The following is a 16,634-nucleotide window of genomic DNA, read 5'->3' as shown; positions in this document are numbered from 1 at the left end:
GCCCCCCTAACGCCACCGCTGCCCACCCAGGAGGCCCACCGATGACCGCTCCACAAACGACAACCGACCCGTCACGACCCCAAACAATGGCCGAGCGCATCCTGTCCCGGCGCGGCGGCGGTACCTTCTACGCCGGAGACCTGGCGGTGGTGGAGGTCGATCAGGTGATGGTGGTGGATTCCATCGCCCAGAGTTTCATTGAGCGGATGCAAAAAGACCTGGCCGCCGTACCCAAGTACCCTGAGCGCGTCTCCATCGTCATCGACCACGTGGCCCCGGCCAGCACCGTCAGCGTGGCACAGGCGCAGAAGGAGGCCCGCGAGTACGCCGCCCAGACCGGCGTGCGGCTCTTCGACGTCGGAAGAGGCATCTGCCATCAGGTGCTGATGGAGGAGGGTCTGGCGCAGCCCGGCTGGATCGTGCTGGGCAGTGACAGCCACTCGACGACCTACGGCGCGGTGGCGGCTTTCGGCAGCGGCATGGGCGCAACAGATATTGCACTCGCAGCGGCCAGCGGCAAAACCTGGCTGCGCGTGCCGGAGAGCGTGAAGGTGACGCTGACCGGTGAACTCAGGAGCGGTGTCGGCGCGAAGGACGTGGCGCTGGAAATGATCGCCCGCCTGGGCGCGGACGGGGCCACCTATCAGAGCGTGGAGATTCACGCCGGAGACAGGTTCACGCGCAGTGAGCGCATGACGCTGGCGAATTTGTGCGTGGAGGCAGGCGCAAAGGCCGGGCTGGTGGTGCCTGGCGGCGAGATTCTGACCATGTACGACGTACCGGAATGGGTCTACCCGCAGAAAGGCGCGACCTATGTCCGCGAGGTGGAGATCGATCTGTCGGTCCTCAACCCGCGCATGAGTGCACCGAGCGAGGTGGACAACGTGCATGACGTGTCGGAGTTGCGCGGCCTGAAGGTGGATCAGGTGTTCATCGGCACCTGCACCAACGGACGGCTCGACGATTTACACGCTGCCGCCGATGTACTTAGGGGCCAGAAGGTGGACCCGACCACCCGCCTACTGGTCATTCCCGCCAGCAGCGAGGTGATGGAAGCGGCGATGGCCGACGGCACACTGCTCACCCTCATTCAAGCGGGCGCAGTGCTGGGCACACCGGGCTGCGGACCGTGTATGGGGCGGCACCAGGGCGTGCTGGCCCCCGGCGAGGTCTGCGTGAGTACCTCAAATCGCAACTTCATAGGCCGCATGGGCGACAAGGACGCCAGAATCTATCTGGCCTCGCCCGCCGTGGCGGCAGCGACAGCGATCAAGGGAAGGATCGCCTTGCCGGAGGATGTGGGAGTGGCGTGAATCCAGCGCCCACTCCGGCGCACGCGGCGAGGACAGCAGTGCCTGTTTTCATGCCCCGGACGGCAGCCTGATGGAGATTGTACGCTCAGGCTCACGAACGTTCTTCATTTGCCTCGCTTCACGCCTGAAATTAGTGAAAAGCCGCCAGAAATCCAACAAAAAAGGCCACCCGGTTGGGGCGGCCTTCTGAATTCTTGCTGTTCGGGTTACTTGCCCCGGTTGCGGTAGCCGGTGCCGAAGCGCTTGTTGAACTTGTCCACGCGGCCCTCGGCGTCAAGGAAGCGCTCCTCGCCGGTCCAGAAGGGGTGAACACCGCTCCACACATCGACGTGAATTTCGGGCCGGGTGCTCATGGTTTCGAGAACCACTTTGCCCTGATAGATGATCTTGCAGGGAACCGCTTTGGGATGGATATCTTTTTGCATGCTGGTTGTCCTTTGCCGTCACGTCGTGGGTGCGTGTACGGACTAACCGAAGAAATATAGCAAATTTACGGACTCAGCGCTAGTCGGCCTCGGCGCTCAGCGGCACTTTCAGCTCTGTCTCGTCGCGGCCCCGTGCCACATCGCGCACGCTGCGGCGGCCAAAGCTGTGCATCAGGTCACGCTCGGAGAGCCGCAGTACGGTGGGCCGTCCGTGCGGGCAGGCCCAGGGCTGATCGCAGGCGGCGAGCTGGGCCAGCACCACCGCGCCGCGCTCTGGCGTCAGCATGCCCGCCTTGAGGGCCGGAGCACAGGCCAGGCGACCCAACACCTCGCGCTCGGCAGAAGAACTGATCCCCAGCGCCGACTCGATGATCTGCTCGTGAAGCCTGGGCAGCGGCAAAGCAGCCAGCACGGCAGGCAGCGTGCGCAGCCGCGCCAGCCCCGCGCCGAATTCCTCCAGGGTCAGGCCCCAGCTTCTGAGTTCGGCGTCTCGCTCGTGCAAGCGGGCCAATTGCTCGGGGCCAAGTTGCAGCAGTTCAGGTTCAGCCAGTTCCAAGGGCGGCTCGGAGCGCAAGCGCCGCGCGAGTTCTTCGTACAGAACCCGCTCGTGGGCGGCGTGGGCGTCGATGACCCACAGATCGCCCTCGCCCTCGGCCAGCAGGTAGGTTTCGCGGTAAACGCCGACCAGATGCAGCGCGGGAAATGCTCCGCCGCCCACGGGCACAGAACTGGGCGCAGGCGCTCGGAGTTCAGGCAGCGGGCGTGAGAGTGGATGCACGCTCAGCGCCGCCTGCACCGCTGCTGTCAGCCGCAGGCACAGGGCACCCAGATCGGCCAGCGCCACCACTGCCTTGGCCGGGTGGACGTTGGGATTCACGTCCTCCGGAGGCAAAGTCAGATTCAGTACGCACAGCGGGGCATGTCCGGCGGGCAGCAGTTCGGCGTAGGCGTCGATCACGGCGCGTTCCAGCTCGGGCGGGGCCAGCACCGGGCGGCCATTGACAGCGAAGTGCATCCGGTCACGCCGGGGGCGGGTCAGTTCAGGGCGGCTGAGAACGCCCTGAACGCCCACCGCATGGATACCGATGACCCGGTTGGCGTTGAGCGGGCCATACACGCTCGCCACCGCGCCCCGGTGATCGGCAGGCGCGTGCAGGAGTTTGGTTTCTTTGTCCACCGTCAGTTTCCAGTGGAGCTGCGGCCAGTGCAGCACGTAGCGGGTCAGCAGCGCCGTGATCTCGCGCAGTTCGGCCCCCGCCGGAAGCTGGGTCCGCAACCGGGCGGGCAGGTGCTTGAACAGGTCGGAGACGCTGACGCTGGTGCCCGCCGGGGCGCTGACCTTACCGACCTCCACTGCCTCGCCGTGCGCGGTGAGCTGGGTCGCGCCGAGTTGAGACGGCGGGCGCGTGACGAGCCGCAGTTGCCCCGCCTGCGCCGCCGCCCACAGCGCCTCGCCCCGGAAACCGAGCGTCGTGACCCGGTCCACCGATTCCAGTTTGCTGGTGGCGTGCCGCAGCGGAGAAAGCGGCACATCTGCCGCCGGGATGCCGACGCCGTTGTCGCGGACCCGGATGAGCGCGAGGCCGCCGCCCTCCACATCCACCTCGATGCGGCTGGCCCCGGCGTCCAGGGCGTTGTCCAGCAGCTCACGCACCACGTCCAGCGGGCGCGAGACGACCTCGCCAGCGGCAATGAGGCGGGCAGTTTCGGGAGAGAGAAGGCGGATGGTCATGCTTCACTGCCCTGCATTCGGATGCGGGCAAAGGTCGTGAACGCGATCAACCCTGAGATCAAAGACGCCGCTCGGAAGGATGCGGATGGTCATCCCCTGCCCTCTGTAGCGCCCCGGCCTCCCGAGCGCAAAGTCCAGAACGTAGCTCCGTCCCCGGTAACGCCTGACGATCAATGATTGTGTGTTGGATGGGATGAGCAGCAGGTGTTGACCACTCCTGCAGGAACGCGTCTGAAACGGTAAGTTCATGGAGCCTGGCAGGGGAACAGACCCACCGTCGGCCAGCGCGAAAGGAAGACCCGATGCCAGACACAAGACCAGTCCTCTTCTAAGCGCTCCCAGCTTCATAGCTCCCCCTGCCACTTATGCAAAATTGCCAGCGCCTCCAGGGGCGTCAACCGCGTCAAATCCAGCGCCGCGAGATCGGCATGCAGGGCGTTGCTCTTGCCCTCTTCCCTGGCGTTCAGGCCGTTCAGCAAGGCGGCGGCGCGGGTGGTCACGCGGGCGGGCAATCCGGCGAGGCGGGCCACTTCCACGCCGTAGCTCTGGCGGGCCGCGCCGGGAATCACCTGATGGTAAAAGGTCAGCGCCCCAGCGTCCTCCTCAGCAGCGACGTGGAGATTGATCAGCCCCGGCATCTGGCCTTCCAGACGGGTCAGCTCGAAGTAGTGGGTGGCAAACAGGGTATACGCGCCCGTCTCGTGCAAATGCTCCAGTGCCGCCTGCGCGATGGCGAGGCCGTCCAGGGTGGAGGTACCGCGCCCGACTTCATCCAGAATGACCAGCGACCTGGGCGTGGCATGGTGCAGGATGCCTGCCAGTTCGTGCATCTCCACCATGAAGGTGCTGCGCCCGCCCGCCAGATCATCCGACGCGCCGATGCGGGTGTGGATGCTGTCGAAGATCGGCAGCTCGGCGGCGTCGGCAGGCACGAACGAGCCGATCTGGTGCAGCAGGGCGCAGATGGCGACGGTGCGCAGATAAGTACTCTTGCCCGCCATGTTCGGCCCGGTCAGCAGCAGGGTACGGCGGGCGGGCGAGAGTTCGGCGTCGTTGGGCACGAAGGTGCCGCTGCCCACCAGCTCCACGACGGGGTGGCGGGCCTGCCTCAAGGTGACGGTCTGAACGTCGTCGCCCAGCGTGTGGGGGCGCGTCCAGGCGCGGGTGGCGGCGATCTCCGAAAGGGCACACAGCACGTCCAACTCGCTCAAGGCTCCGGCGGCCTCGCTCAGCGCGTCGGCGTGGGCGGCCAACCCGGCTCGGAGTTCGGTAAACACTTCCACTTCCAGCCGCTCGGCGGCCTGCTCCAGGCGGGCAATTTCACGCTCACGCTCGCGCAGATCAGGGCGGGTGAATCTGGCACGGTCTTTGAGGGTGGCGATCTGTCGGTAATCGGCAGGCACTTTTGAGAGGTGGGAACTGGTGACTTCCAGAAAATAACCGAAGACGTTGTTGTAGCCGACTTTGAGGCTGCCGATCCCGGTGCGTTCGCGCTCGGTGCGTTCCAGTTCGGCCAGCCAGGCGCGGTGGCCCAGCGCCTCGGTACGCAGGCCGTCCAGTTCGGCGTGAAAGCCCTCGCGGATCAGCCCGCCGTCGGAAGCGCGAATCGGCGGCTCATCCACGAGAGCGGCGCGGATCAGGCGTACCACGTCGGGCAAGGCTCCCAGCCGGGCGCGAACGCCTGAGAGGAGTCCTCCCCCACTCACCGAACTCAGCAAGTCTGAGGCGTCGGGCAGGAGTTCCAGCGTGCGGGCGAGCGAGGCCACCTCGCGCGGCGTGGCGCGGGCCGAGGCCACGCGGGCAGCCAGCCGCTCCAGATCGTGGGCGCGGTAAAGTAGCGCCCGCACGCCGCCGCGCAGATCGCTGGCACGGGTCAGGGCTTCCACCGCGTCCAGGCGCGATTCCAGGCTGAAGCGGTCCAGCAGCGGCGAACGCAGCCAGGCCCGCAAGCGCCTTCGTCCACCTGCCGTGCGCGTCTCCGATAAGGCGTCCGTCAGGGTGCGGCCCTGCGGCGACTGGGCGGTGAAGATTTCCAGCGCCCGCAAAGCCCACTCGCTCAGGCGCATCTGCGCTCCCGGCTCGAAGCGCATCAGGCGGCGCACCATCTTCAGTTCGCCGCCCTGCACCCCGGCGTGAATGCTGCGGGCGTAGCCGAGAACTGCGCCGCAGGCCCGCGTCAGGCCCGAATGGTTTTCCAGCACGCCGGGCAACTCTCCCAGCACGGCCGTCAGCGCTTCATGGCAGGCCACGTCCTCAAAGTTGCCGTGCGAGAGCATCAGCGGGAATCTGGACTTGAAATCGCTCAGCAGCGCGGCGTTTTCAGAGAGTTCGGGAGCCAGCAGCACCTCGCGGGCACGCCAGCGCGCGAGTTCGTCATAGAGGGCCGTGCGGCTGCCGAACCCGGCGCAGCGAAACTCACCCGTGGACACGTCCAGCAGGGCCAGCGCGTAGCCGTCACCTGTCGCCACCGCCGCCAGATAATTCTCGTCGGCAGTCAGGTGACGCTCCTCGGTGACAGTGCCAGGGGTCAGCAGTTGCGTCACCTGGCGCTCGACCAGGCCCGCGCCCGACAGCTCCATCTGCTCGGCCACCGCCACGCAGACACCTTTGTTGAGCAGGCGCTGCACAAAGCTGTCGAGCGTTCGAATCGGGATTCCGGCCATCGAGGTGGAAAAATCCTTGCTGCTCTTGTGGGTCAGGGCGATATTGAGCAGGCGGGCGGCGCGTTCGGCGTCCTCGCCAAAGGTCTCATAGAAGTCGCCGCACTGAAACAGCAAGAGCGCGCCGGGATACTGCGCGTCGATCTCGTCGCGCAGGGCCACGTACTGCTCCAGCATCGGCGGCAGCTTACCGTGGCCGTTGCCCTTGAGTTTGCCGCGCTGCGGGTCGAGCGCCAGCACTGTTACGGTTCCCGTCATCTGGCGAACAGTCTAACGTTCTGCTGTGGGCGTAGCGTGGGAGCGGGGTCACGGTTGAGAGCGGTGTCGACCAGCCTCCTAGGTCTGGGCCGCCTTCAGCCAAATTCGGCGCTCAGCGGCGACCGGAACCGACCTTCTGGCGGCGCTTGGCCTCGTACATCCGCTCGTCGGCCAGCCGGAGCAGATCGGCGGCAGTTTGCTGCCCGTTGTTCCTGGGGTGATAGGCCACACCCGCACTCGCCCCGGCGTTGGGAAACCCGTCGGTCCGCAGATGCTGCACAGCCCTGCGCACGCGGCCCAGCGCCTCGTCTTCTGCCAGCGGCCCGGGCCACAGCACGGCGAACTCGTCGCCGCCAAAGCGGTAGACCTCGGCCTGCGGCAGGAACTGGGCCTGGAGTGCGGCGGCAAATTGTGCGAGCAAGCGGTCACCGGCAGTGTGGCCCTGCTGGTCGTTGACCGCTTTAAGGCCGTCCAGATCGGCCATCAGCAGGCCGTAGGGTTCGGCCAGTCGCTCCAGCGTGCGAATGGCCTGGTCGAAGGCCCGGCGGTTGCCCAGCCCGGTCAGGACGTCCTGGCCCGCCGCTTCCTCCACTTCCCGCAGGTGGGCCCGGCGCTCCAGTGATCCCCGGATGCTGCGGGCCGCCGCCTCAAACAGCGCCCGGTCGCTGCCGCGCCAGAACTGTGGCCTGTTGCGCACCACCGCCAGCACGTATTTCCCGTCGCCGTACTGATTGTCACTGTACTTCCCCAGCGGCAATGCTGCCACCGCCTTGACGCCCGCCGCCACGTACTCGGGGAGCGCCTGGGGATGGGCGGCGTAGTCGTCCACGAACCAGGCCTGCTGCTGGCCGGCGAGGGCACCGATCAGACCGTGCCGGTGGTCGTCCAGATTGGTCGGCACCGGAAAGTCACTCACCCCACCGGCTGGCCAGGCACTCAGGAGCCGCATCGTCTCGTTTCCACACAGCAGCAGACCCGCCCAGTCCACATTGACGGCCTGACTGAGCAGCTCGGCGCTCGCAAGGGTGGCTTCCTCCGGCTCGAAGTTGGCGTCGAACAGCGCAGTGATGGCCCCGAGCGTCTCGGCGTGGGCGGCGGTGCGACGCAGATCATCCATCTGTGCGGTGCTGGCCGCCACCTGACGGGTCAACTCGAGTTGCCGGACCCGCAGCTCCAGAGCCTCCATGACCACTGCCGCGAAGCCTTCGAGCAGCCGGACCTCGCGGGCACCGAAGGGGTGGGGCTGCTCGTCAACCACACACAGGGTGCCGATGGCGTGGCCGTCCGGCGTCATCAGCGGCGCACCGGCGTACAGATGGATGTGCGGCTCACCCAGAACCATCGGATTGTCTGCAAAACGGGGATCGGCATGGGCGTTTTCAACCACCAGTACCTCGTTATCCAGGATAGCCCAGGCACAAAATGAGATATCCCGCCCTGCCTCGCTGCTGTCCATGCCCACGCAGGACTTGCCCCACTGCCGGAACTGGTCCACGAAATTGATCAGCGCCACCGGCACCTTGAGCACCTCGGACACCAGCCGGGTAATTCGCTCGAAGCTCTCCTCCGGGCCAGTATCGAGAACGCTGTAGCGGGCCAGCGCCATCAGCCGGGCGTATTCAGTGTCTGGAAGGGGAGCCGCCTGCATACCCGGATGCTAACCTTCCCCGTCTGTTCCGGCTATGACAAAGTCGCTCTTTGATGACGGTGGTCCGGGCCGTGAGAGCGGTGTGCTACAAGCCACAAGGCCAGCATCCAGACCGCATTTCACCTCGTTCTTAGACACCGGGAACCAGAATGCGCGCATGAAAAAAAGTTTTGTTCTGGCCGTACTTCTATCTGCCGCTTCCGCTTCCGCCGCGTCCATGCTCTCGAAAACCGATACCACCTTTCTGACCAAAGCCGCCATGAGCAATACTTTTGAACTTGACGCTTCTCAGATGGCGCTCAGCATGTCCAAGACCCCGGCGGACCAGACTTTCGCCAGGCAGATGATCACTGACCACACCAAGCTCGGCGCGGAGGTCAAGGCGGCGCTGGCCAAAGTGGACCCCGGCATGATGCTGCCCAGCGGCGTCTCGAAGGCCCAGCAGCGGATGCTGAACAAACTCAAGACCGCAGGCAAGCACTTCGACAGGGTCTACAAGGCCGAGATGCTTTCCAGCCACGCCCAGGCCGTGAAACTGTTTACCAAGTACACCGGGTCGCGCCGTGCCAACGCCACCCTCAAAGCGGTGGCCATGAACGGGCTGCCCACCATCAAGATGCACCACGACGAGGCCAAAACCCTGCCGCAGATGTAAGAACCGCTCAACAGGGCCGGGCGTCAAAGCAGACCGCTGACGCCCGGCCCTTTGCTGACGCTAAGTTCAGTTGACGCTCTGGTAGGCCTTCAGAAACTCGTCGATGATGCCCTTGCCCTGGGTCAGTAGGAAGTCGGCCAGGCCGTCGTTGCTGGCCAGCACGCCGTAGTATTCGCTCGACCAGACGCTGACCGGCTGCTTGTAGACGTCGCTGGCCTTGGGCGAGAAGTAGGATGTGCTGTCGTAGAGGTTGACCGAACCGTACCAGGCGCGCGGCGTGCCGGTGGTCGCGCCGAAGTCGAGCGACACCGAGTAATCGGCGCAGGTCTTGGCCCCGAGTTCGTCAATGGCGATTTTCTGGACCGCCGCCTGATCCACGAAATAATCGTACAGGCTCTGGGCCAGCTTGCCGGAAGTGTTTTCCAAACCGCCAATTTTTGCCGTGAACGAGCTGTCGTCAATACACAGTTTGACACCTTCCAGGTTGTCGTTCTCGCCCGCCGCGAGCGCCGAAGTGCCCAGCACACCGCACAGTGCCGCCATCAGCATCATCTTTTTCTTCATGTCCACCTCACCAACATTTCACTCTTCTGAGAAGTCGCTGGATGTAAGAAACTTCATCTTCGCCGACGCCCCCCATTGGCGGGAGCCATAGAAAGTAGATACGGAAAAACGCGCCCGAAGACGCGTTTTGATGGATTAGAAGAAAGTTATTTGGCGGCAGCGTAGCGGCGGGCCACTTCGTCCCAGTTGACCACGTTCCAGAACGCCTTGAGGTAATCGGGGCGCTTGTTCTGGTAGTTGAGGTAGTAGGCATGTTCCCACACGTCCACACCCAGAATCGGGGTGCCGGACACGCCCGCAATGGCCTCGCCCATCAGCGGGCTGTCCTGATTGGCCGTGCTGACGACGGCCAGCTTGCCGTTCTGCACGACCAGCCAGGCCCAGCCAGAGCCGAAGCGGGTCTTGCCCGCGTCCTCCAGCTTTTCCTTGAAAGCGTCGAACGAGCCGAACGCCCCGTCAATGGCAGAGGCGAGTTCGCCGCTCGGCTGACCACCGTTCGCACCCAGCACCGTCCAGAACAGGCTGTGGTTGGCGTGGCCGCCCGCGTTGTTGCGCAGGGCATTCTTCTTGTCGGCGGGCACCTGATCGAGCTTGGTGATCAGTTCCTCAACGGGCAGGTTCGCCATGTCACTGCCTTCGAGCGCCTTATTGGCGTTGTCCACATAGGCCTGGTGGTGCTTGTCGTGGTGAATCTCCATGGTGCGGGTGTCGATGTAAGGCTCCAGGGCGTCGTAGGCGTAGGGCAGTGGGGGAACGGTATAGGTCATGAGGAAACTCCTTTGGTGCTCGCGCCGCCAGGGTGGGCGGAGGTCGGGACGCGGAACGTAGTCTTGATTTTAACGCCGGAGCCGGGGGTGGCGGTCTTCAGCGCTTCTTTAGACGCTGCCCTGGGCACCCTCACACTGGCCTGGTCACTGTTTCCGCCAACTCAGCAGCGCTGCCCAGCACTTCCGGCGGCAACTCGCCGCCCAGCGCCACCCAGGCGCTCAGCAGATCGTCCGGCGGCGGGGCCAACAGGTGCAGCGCCTCGCCCGTGACCGGGTGCGGCAAAGTCAGTTGCCAGGCATGCAGGGCCTGCCGCCCGATGACTTCACTCTCCCGTCCGTACACCTTGTCACCCAGAATCGGGCTGCCGAGGTGCTGGAGATGCACCCGGAGCTGGTGGGTGCGCCCGGTGCGCGGCTCGCAGCGCAGCATGGCCAGCACCCGCCCGTGCCCGTCCGGATGGTGCGCCAGCGGCACGAACACGGTCTGGGCCTCGCGGGGATGTGCGCCGCCCACCGTCATGCGCTGGCGCTGCACCGGATGCCGCCCGATGGGGGCGTCAACGCTGACGCGCTGCTCGGCCTTCCACTGCCCGGCCACCAGCGCCAGGTACACCTTGCGGGTTTCGCGGTCCTTGAAGCTCTCCGAGAGCCGGGCATGCGCCGCCACCGTCTTGGCGACCACGATCACGCCGCTGGTGTCCTTGTCGAGCCGGTGGACGATGCCGGGGCGGTAGCCACCCTCCGCGTCGAACTCGGCCTGCTCCGGCAGCTTCATACGGCCCAGCAGGGCGTTGACCAGCGTGCCGGACGTGACGCCGGGGGCTGGGTGGGTGATCATGCCGGGCGGCTTGTTGAGGGCGATCAGGAATTCGTCCTCGTAGAGCACGTCCAGCGGCACGTCCTCCGGCTCGACATATGAACTGGTCGGCGGGGGCATGACCAGGCCCAGTTGTTCGCCGCCGCGCAGCTTGAAACTGGTCTTCAGCACGGCCTGTCCGTTGACCGTGACCTGCCCGGCCTCGATGAGTTGCGCCACCTGTGAGCGAGAGACGCCCGAGAGGTCGCTCAGCGCCGCGTCAAGGCGTCCGGCGGGGGCGGTAAAAATGAGTGCAGCTTCAGAGGTCATCCCATCAGTCTAGAGCTTGAGACCCGGCTCACTCGTCCCAGTCGTCCCAGGCACTGCCGCCACCCTCTTTGCGCGCCCGCTTGTTCTCGGCGCGGCGTTCCTTCTTGCGCTTGGGCCTCGGCGGCAGCCCGATCACGTATCTGCCCTGGCCGCAGCGGGCCAGGGCCTCGCCGAGTTTCTCCATCGGGTCGGTTTTGCCCGCGCCAGCCGGATGAAAATGCTGCGCGCCGCAAAACGGGCACACCGGCACCACCCAGAAGCCCACCGAGGTGCCGGGCAACTCACGAAACGAGACGGCGACTTCGGGCACTACGGGCGGTTTGGGCTTGGCCATGCTGCCAAAACGCTAGCGCAGCCGCCCCAATCAGACTGTGAGGGCAGACTGCGAGACGCGTGGCAGCCCCCGCCTCTTGTTCAGGCTTCCTCGCCGTCCGGCTCCAGCACGTAAGTGACGACGCTGCGGCAATGCAGGAACCCGGCGTGGGCGTACAGCACCCTGGCCGGTCCCTCATGGTCGTGGGCACGCACCTGCACCGCGCTGATCTCGGGGCGCTCGAAGGCCGCCTGAGACGCGTGCATCAGCAAGACCTTGCCGTAGCCCTGGCCGCGCTCCGCCGGGTGGACCGCCAGGTAAGTCATGCGGGCCAGTTCGCCGTCGAGTTCGGTTTCGGCAAAGCCCACCGCCTTGCCGCCGCGCATCAGCACGCTCAGCAGCACGTCGGGCGAGTGCAGGTGGGCCAGGAGTTGCGCCTCGCTCCAGTGCAGCCGCTCGCTCCAGGTGTCCTGCGCGGCGCGGTAGAGGGAGCGGTAGGTCTGGGGATCAGTGCGCCCGCTGAGGCCCAGACCCTCCGGCAGCGCGGGCACCGGGTGCAACTTTCCCCGCGCCAGGCGGTAGAAATCGGTGGAATGCATCGGTAGAAAACCGGAACTTTCCAGCGCTGAGCGCACTGGAAGGTTGTCGCGGGCGGCGAAGGCGTAGACGCTCTGGCTGTCGTTGTGCGCCAGGGCCGCGCCCAGCAAGCGGGGCAGGGTTTCAGGCGACTCCGAGAGCGGGCCTTCGAGGAGCAGACCGTCCTGAAACGGCGAGAGCGCGGCAAAGGCCGTCACGCTGCCGAGGTCGTCGGCGGCCACCAGGCAGGTCTTCCCGGCGTTCTCGAAGGCCAGTTCGTCGGGCGTCCGGGCGTCGGGGGCGAAGACCTCACGCTCGGGCGCGCCGTCCATCCACGACAGCAAACTGATGATCTCGGGGGCGTCACTCGACTGCGAGGTGCGAATCATGAAGTCTTCCTCCCTGAACCAGACTGGGCAAACGGCGATTGCGGGGGTGCAGTTGCATGGCCGGACCTGTTCAGTCTAGGCGTGTGGGCCGCCCGGCGAAGCTGCCCCGCGTTACCGATTCGGAGAGCGGCGGCGTGTTACACTCGCCTCATGCCCTGAACAGGGTACGGACTGCACTTTCCCACGGACGCCATGACGCGCGTTTGGGGGATTTTTTCGTTTTGGGAGGGTGGCCGTGGGCTGGCCGCGCCGGAGAGCTGTTCAGCACTGCTGCCTGTACCACGCTGGGGAGGAAGATGACCTTGAGAGAGCCGACTGATCTGCTGGCCCTGCGCGCCCAGCTTGCCCGCGCCGAGAAGGCCGCGCGGCGCGCCCCCGCACCGGCCCCCAAGCCGAGCAACCTGACCCTGCGGCCCCTGAGTCCCCAGCGCGAGGCGGAGTTGCAGGGGGTCAGCACCGACGCCTTCCTGCTGTCCCGCGCCCACGCCCGGCTGCGCGAGGCGGTGTACGAGACCCACTATCAGCTCTGTCCTCACGCGGTAGGCCACGCCCGTGCCGAGGGTTTTCTGGAGCACGACATCATCCAGGTGCTGCTCTCTGGGCGGGTGCGGGCCGTCTATCCCGAGGAGAAACGCTGGCTGGTGGCGGGATTTTTTGAGGCGTGCAATGTGGTGCTACCGCTGCACACGGTGGTGGAACTGTCGGTGATCCGGACACCCGCCGGACCGGTGGACTTTCTGGACGTGGTCACGGCCTTCGTACCCAAGCACCCACACCACATCATCAGCCGCGCCCGGCTGGCGGTGATGTTGCGCTACGACGACGAAACCATCAAGCACCGGCTCTCGGCAGTGGCCAACCGCACCGGCCATAAGAGCAAGGGCAAGTGGAAGCGCGGCGCATAGAGTACGCTGACAAAAGCCCCCTCACCCAGCAAGGCGGGAAGGGAGCTGAGGTCGATCAGGCCCGGCTCAAGTCAGCCCTTCAAGTCAGCCCTTCAAGTCAGCCCTTCAGGCCAGCGCCGTCTCCTTGGCAAAGCGGGCCGTCAGTGCCCGGCTGATGATCATGCGCTGCACCTCGCTGGTGCCCTCGCCGATGGTGGTCAGACGGTTGTCGCGCCAAAAGCGCTCGACCGGGTACTCCTTGATGTAGCCGTAGCCGCCCAGCATCTGAATGGCGCTGTCGCAGGCGGCCAGCCCCTTCTCGGTGGCAAACAGCTTGGCCCGCGCCGCCGCCACCGTGAAGTCACGCCCGGCGTCTTTGAGGTCGGCGGCCTTGCGAATGAGTAAGCGGGCGGCTTCCAGCTCGGTGTCGATGTCGGCCAGCCGGAAGCTGAGCGCTTGATTGAGGGCCACCGGCTTGCCGAACTGCTCACGCTCCATGCCGTACCTGGTGGCAAACTCCAGCGCGGCGCGGCCCAGCCCCAGCCCCATCGAGCCGATGCCGATGCGCCCGCCGTCGAGCACCTTCATGACGTCCTTGAAGGCCTGACCACGGGTGCCCAGCAGGGCATCGGCGCTCAGGTGAATGTTCTCGAAGATCAGCTGGGCCGTGTCACTGCTCCTAAGTCCCAATTTGTCTTCCTTGCGGCCCACGCTGAAGCCCTCCACCTCGTCACGGTTGAAGACGAAGGCGCTGATGCCGTCGTTCTTGCCCTTGCCGGGGCGCGGCGCGTCGGTGCGGGCCAGGATGACGTAGGTTCCGGCCACGCTGCCCTGGGTGATGAAGTTCTTGGAGCCGTTGAGGATCCAACTGCCATCTTCCTGCTCGGCGGCGCGGGTGGCGAGTCCGGCACTGTCGGAGCCGCTGCCAGGTTCGGTCAGGCCCCAGGCTCCCAGCTTCCCGGCGACGGCGAGGTCGGGCAGGAATTTCTGCTTTTGCGCCTCAGTGCCGCCGATCAGGATGTGACCCTGGCACAGCGAGTTGTGCGAGGCAACGGTCAGGCACAGCGAGCCGTCGTAAGCGGCGATTTCCTCGATGATCAGGGCAAAGGTGGCGGTATCCAGGCCCGAGCCGCCATACTGCTCCGGCGTCTGGGCACCCATGATGCCCATTTCACCCAACGTTTTGACGATCTGCATGGGAAATTCGCTGGTCTGGTCGCGCTCGGCGGCACCGGGAGCGACTTCCTTTTTCAGGAAGCTGGTGAGGGCGCTGAGAATGGTGCGCTGGTCGTCGGTCAGGTCGTAGGGAAGGGTGGTCATTTGGTTCTCCTTGAGCTGTGGGGTATGGGAAAAGCGGGCTTCGTTTCTGGCTCTCTCTTTGAAGGGGAGGGTTGCCTAACTGGAACTCTGGATATACCCAAGCACCACCTCCAGCGCGTCGGGGTTCTCCAGGCTGCTCATGTCGCCGCGCACTTCGCCGTGTTCCAGCAGGTCACGCAAGAGGCGGCGCATGATCTTGCCGCTGCGGGTGCGGGGCAAGGTCGGCACCACGTAGACGGCGGCGGGGCGGGCGTATTTGCCCACACCCATCACGATGGCCTCGGCCAGCTCGGCACTGAGATTCGCGCCCTCGCCTGCTCCACTCCTGGGCACCACGAAGGCCACCGGCACCGCGCCGCGCAACTCGTCGGACTGGGCGACAACCGCCGCCTCGCTGACCGCCGGGTGGGTGATCAGGGCGGCTTCCAGCTCCATCGTGCCGATGCGGTGGCCCGACACGTTCATCACATCGTCCACCCGGCCCGTGACCCAGAGTTGCCCGTCCTCGTCAAACATGGCGGCGTCGGCGCTGGCGTAGCGGCCCGGAAACTCGCTGAAATAGGTTTCATGGTAGCGCTGCGGACTGCCCCAGACGCCTCTCGCCAGACAGGGAAACGGCTCAGTCAGCGTCAGAAAGCCGAGTTGACCGGCCTTCACCGGCTGGCCGTTTTCGTCGACGACCTCGGCGCGGTAACCGGGCAGTGCCTCGCCGCACGACCCGGCTTTGGTGGCGGTCGCGCCGACAATGGCCGACGACCAGGCGGTGCCGGTCTCGGTCTGACCGTAGGTGTTGTTGACGAAGGCCCCGAAGGTCTCCGCCGTCCAGTGCCAGGTTTCGGGGTCGAGCGGCTCGCCCACCAGCGAGATGAGTTCCACCTTATTGAGATCGTGGCCGTCAAGCGCAGTCTGCCCGGCGCGGCGCAGCATCCGCAGGGCGGTGGGCGCGGTGAAGATCTTGTTGACACCGTACTTCTCGACCAGCTCATACGGGCGGCTGGGCGTGGGCGTGTCGATGCTGCCCTCGTAGAGCACCTGCGTGACGCCGTTGGCCATCCCGCCCACCAGCGAGAAGATCGGCACCACCAGCCAGCCCACATCCGCCGTACACCAGTAACTGTCCTCGGGGCGCAGGTTGAGCGACCATTTGACGTTGGCGTAGGTGCCGACCAGAAAGCCGAGGCCCGAATGCACCAGCCCCTTGGGTTTGCTGGTCGTGCCGGAGGTGTAGATGATGAAGCCGGGGTCGTTGGCCTCCAGCATCACCGGGGCAGCTAGGCGGCGGGTACGGGTCATCAGGGTGGCCCAATCGTGTTCATCCGGCTGCCTATCGGTCTCTAAGTTCAGCCGGTTGATGACGACCACGTGTTTGATGCTGTCGATGCCGCGCCGCGCTTCGTCCAGCACAGGCTTGAGGGCGACCACTTTGCCGCGCCGCAAGGTGCCGTCCGCGACGATGACCACTCTGGGCTGGGCGTCTTCCAGGCGGTCATGCACCGCCGCCGCCGAGAAACCCGCGAAGATCACCGAGTAGATCGCGCCGATGCGGTAGCAGGCATGAATGGCGATGAACGCTTCGGGAATGTTGGAGAGCAGCAGCGACACCCGGTCACCCTTCTGCACGCCCATGTCTTGCAGCACGGCGGCAAAGCGGGCCGTCTCGGTGGTGAGGCGCTGATAGGTCCAGGTTTCGGTCAAGCCGTCCTCGCGCTCGTAGTGCAGGGCCACCTTATTCGGCGTTTTCTCGGCGTGACGGTCCAGACAGTTGACGCTGACATTGCCCTTCGCGCCCACGAAGTAGCGGAAGTCGCCCAGCTCGCCGTCCAGAATGTTGGTCCAGCGCTCGTCCCAGTCGAGTTCGGAGGCCACCTCAGCCCAGTATTCGGTGGGTGGCAGGGCCTTGAGGCGCTCAGCTTCCTGAGGCGTCACAGGAGCCTGGCGCTTGAGGGCGTCACTGGGCGGAATCAGGGGCTGGGTAAGGAGAGAGGGATCAGTGGTCATGTGGCT

14 protein-coding genes are annotated in these 16,634 nt (G+C 65.6%); 3 read left to right on the top strand and 11 right to left on the bottom strand.

From position 1 onward, the window contains the following. Positions 1-41 precede the first annotated feature (41 nt). Complete coding sequence (locus tag N0D28_RS07410; protein ID WP_260561724.1) at positions 42-1,313, top strand: 3-isopropylmalate dehydratase large subunit; 1,272 nt, start codon at positions 42-44, stop codon at positions 1,311-1,313. A gap of 206 nt (positions 1,314-1,519) precedes the next feature. On the opposite strand, the gene rpmE is transcribed toward N0D28_RS07410, so the two are convergent. From rpmE to N0D28_RS07390, 4 genes are all read right to left on the bottom strand, one after another. Continuing rightward, positions 1,520-1,738 (bottom strand): 50S ribosomal protein L31, encoded by a 219-nt coding sequence (gene rpmE, locus N0D28_RS07405; protein ID WP_260561723.1) that lies wholly within the window; start codon positions 1,736-1,738, stop codon positions 1,520-1,522. Between the two features lie 79 nt (positions 1,739-1,817). Next, entirely contained in the window at positions 1,818-3,470 is a 1,653-nt protein-coding gene (gene mutL, locus N0D28_RS07400) for a DNA mismatch repair endonuclease MutL (protein ID WP_260561722.1), read from the bottom strand. A gap of 344 nt (positions 3,471-3,814) precedes the next feature. Beyond that, entirely contained in the window at positions 3,815-6,388 is a 2,574-nt protein-coding gene (mutS, locus tag N0D28_RS07395; RefSeq protein ID WP_260561721.1) for a DNA mismatch repair protein MutS, read from the bottom strand. Between the two features lie 112 nt (positions 6,389-6,500). Then, the gene (locus tag N0D28_RS07390; protein ID WP_260561720.1) at positions 6,501-8,036 is read right to left on the bottom strand and encodes a sensor domain-containing diguanylate cyclase; all 1,536 of its coding nucleotides are present in this window, start codon (positions 8,034-8,036) and stop codon (positions 6,501-6,503) included. A 157-nt stretch (positions 8,037-8,193) separates the two neighbouring features. On the opposite strand from N0D28_RS07390, the gene N0D28_RS07385 reads away from it, so the two are divergent. Beyond that, entirely contained in the window at positions 8,194-8,691 is a 498-nt protein-coding gene (locus tag N0D28_RS07385) for a DUF4142 domain-containing protein (RefSeq protein WP_260561719.1), read from the top strand. A 66-nt stretch (positions 8,692-8,757) separates the two neighbouring features. Here the strand turns inward: N0D28_RS07385 and N0D28_RS07380 are convergent, their stop codons facing one another. The 5 genes from N0D28_RS07380 to N0D28_RS07360 form a co-directional block, all read right to left on the bottom strand. Further along, on the bottom strand, positions 8,758-9,255 hold the full coding sequence (locus N0D28_RS07380) for a hypothetical protein (RefSeq protein WP_260561718.1): 498 nt from the start codon (positions 9,253-9,255) through the stop codon (positions 8,758-8,760). Positions 9,256-9,401: 146 nt separating this feature from the next. After that, on the bottom strand, positions 9,402-10,022 hold the full coding sequence (locus N0D28_RS07375) for a superoxide dismutase (protein ID WP_260561717.1): 621 nt from the start codon (positions 10,020-10,022) through the stop codon (positions 9,402-9,404). Between the two features lie 130 nt (positions 10,023-10,152). After that, positions 10,153-11,148 carry an RluA family pseudouridine synthase gene (locus N0D28_RS07370; RefSeq protein ID WP_260561716.1) on the bottom strand — a complete coding sequence of 332 codons (996 nt, stop codon included), beginning with the start codon at positions 11,146-11,148 and terminating at the stop codon, positions 10,153-10,155. Between the two features lie 28 nt (positions 11,149-11,176). After that, positions 11,177-11,482: a hypothetical protein gene (locus tag N0D28_RS07365; RefSeq protein ID WP_260561715.1), complete on the bottom strand. Its 306-nt coding sequence runs from the start codon at positions 11,480-11,482 to the stop codon at positions 11,177-11,179. Between the two features lie 80 nt (positions 11,483-11,562). Beyond that, on the bottom strand, positions 11,563-12,426 hold the full coding sequence (locus tag N0D28_RS07360; RefSeq protein WP_260561714.1) for a GNAT family N-acetyltransferase: 864 nt from the start codon (positions 12,424-12,426) through the stop codon (positions 11,563-11,565). A 296-nt stretch (positions 12,427-12,722) separates the two neighbouring features. Here N0D28_RS07360 and N0D28_RS07355 point away from each other — a divergent pair, with 296 nt between their 5' ends. Further along, positions 12,723-13,331, top strand: coding sequence for a hypothetical protein (locus tag N0D28_RS07355; RefSeq protein ID WP_260561713.1), 609 nt, complete (start codon positions 12,723-12,725; stop codon positions 13,329-13,331). Between the two features lie 105 nt (positions 13,332-13,436). On the opposite strand, the gene N0D28_RS07350 is transcribed toward N0D28_RS07355, so the two are convergent. After that, a complete protein-coding gene (locus tag N0D28_RS07350) occupies positions 13,437-14,630 on the bottom strand; it encodes an acyl-CoA dehydrogenase family protein (protein ID WP_260561712.1) in 1,194 nt (397 codons plus the stop codon). Between the two features lie 75 nt (positions 14,631-14,705). Continuing rightward, positions 14,706-16,628: an acetate--CoA ligase gene (locus tag N0D28_RS07345; protein ID WP_260561711.1), complete on the bottom strand. Its 1,923-nt coding sequence runs from the start codon at positions 16,626-16,628 to the stop codon at positions 14,706-14,708. Positions 16,629-16,634: the final 6 nt, after the last annotated feature.

Origin of the sequence: Deinococcus rubellus, assembly GCF_025244745.1 — a bacterium.
GTDB classification, from domain to species: domain Bacteria; phylum Deinococcota; class Deinococci; order Deinococcales; family Deinococcaceae; genus Deinococcus; species Deinococcus rubellus.
Note: the sequence above shows the minus strand (reverse complement) of the source record. Positions and strands in the feature narration are given on the sequence as shown.

Coding starts and splice junctions, on each gene's coding strand:
- N0D28_RS07370 (WP_260561716.1), bottom strand. CDS start 11,148: ATGACCTCTGAAGCTGCACTCATTTTTACCGCCCCCGCCGGACGCCTT.
- N0D28_RS07350 (WP_260561712.1), bottom strand. CDS start 14,630: ATGACCACCCTTCCCTACGACCTGACCGACGACCAGCGCACCATTCTC.
- N0D28_RS07360 (WP_260561714.1), bottom strand. CDS start 12,426: ATGATTCGCACCTCGCAGTCGAGTGACGCCCCCGAGATCATCAGTTTG.
- N0D28_RS07355 (WP_260561713.1), top strand. CDS start 12,723: ATGACCTTGAGAGAGCCGACTGATCTGCTGGCCCTGCGCGCCCAGCTT.
- N0D28_RS07345 (WP_260561711.1), bottom strand. CDS start 16,628: ATGACCACTGATCCCTCTCTCCTTACCCAGCCCCTGATTCCGCCCAGT.
- mutS (WP_260561721.1), bottom strand. CDS start 6,388: ATGACGGGAACCGTAACAGTGCTGGCGCTCGACCCGCAGCGCGGCAAA.
- N0D28_RS07410 (WP_260561724.1), top strand. CDS start 42: ATGACCGCTCCACAAACGACAACCGACCCGTCACGACCCCAAACAATG.
- rpmE (WP_260561723.1), bottom strand. CDS start 1,738: ATGCAAAAAGATATCCATCCCAAAGCGGTTCCCTGCAAGATCATCTAT.
- N0D28_RS07390 (WP_260561720.1), bottom strand. CDS start 8,036: ATGCAGGCGGCTCCCCTTCCAGACACTGAATACGCCCGGCTGATGGCG.
- mutL (WP_260561722.1), bottom strand. CDS start 3,470: ATGACCATCCGCCTTCTCTCTCCCGAAACTGCCCGCCTCATTGCCGCT.
- N0D28_RS07375 (WP_260561717.1), bottom strand. CDS start 10,022: ATGACCTATACCGTTCCCCCACTGCCCTACGCCTACGACGCCCTGGAG.
- N0D28_RS07385 (WP_260561719.1), top strand. CDS start 8,194: ATGAAAAAAAGTTTTGTTCTGGCCGTACTTCTATCTGCCGCTTCCGCT.
- N0D28_RS07380 (WP_260561718.1), bottom strand. CDS start 9,255: ATGAAGAAAAAGATGATGCTGATGGCGGCACTGTGCGGTGTGCTGGGC.
- N0D28_RS07365 (WP_260561715.1), bottom strand. CDS start 11,482: ATGGCCAAGCCCAAACCGCCCGTAGTGCCCGAAGTCGCCGTCTCGTTT.